This is a genomic window from Treponema sp. R6D11, assembly GCF_054786075.1.
Genome location: NZ_BDHD01000758.1, coordinates 1 through 539 on the forward strand (window position 1 = coordinate 1; position 539 = coordinate 539).

General features: G+C 37.3%; 2 protein-coding genes. Both read left to right on the top strand.

Annotation, left to right across the window (positions count from 1 at the left end):
• Positions 1-189: hypothetical protein (locus ACYVTD_RS15925; protein WP_461247782.1), on the top strand; the 189-nt coding region annotated here is incomplete at its 5' end.
• Positions 190-212: 23 nt separating this feature from the next.
• The coding region (locus ACYVTD_RS15930) for a hypothetical protein (protein WP_461248664.1) at positions 213-539 on the top strand (327 nt) is incomplete at its 3' end.

Here is a 539-nt window from a genome sequence, read left to right on the forward strand (position 1 = left end):
GGCAAAATAGGGAAAAGACCGCTCGATATACATAAAAAAGAATTTAAAGAAATTAAAAAAAGAAAAAGAGAAAAATTTTTGGGGTCTCCAAGCGTCGGCGCAACGGGGAACTTGCTTAAATTAAGGGAAGGGAAAAGCAAAAAAACCACCATAAAAACCGCGAGGGCCGAGCAAAAATTTTGGATTTAGTGGTTTTTCTTCGCAAATGTGGCGTGAAAATAACACGCAAAAAGAGAAGTTTTTTTGTTAGAGGGGGAAACTTAAAAGAAGCCGTGGAATACGAAATAATGCCGGATAGAATCGCAGCTTTAACGTACATAATGGCGGGGGAAAAAAAAAGCGGGGGGGGGAAAAATAAAAAAAATAGTTATAAAAAAAAAATAAAACCCCCATTTGATGGGCTCCAAAAAAAAAAAAACAAAAACGCAAACCAACCACGGGTCCCCACCCACCCAGGCGCGAGAGTTATGCCGGATTTAACCCTAAAAAAAAGGAAAAAAAAAATACAAAACCCAAACAAAAAAAAAAAAGAAATTACC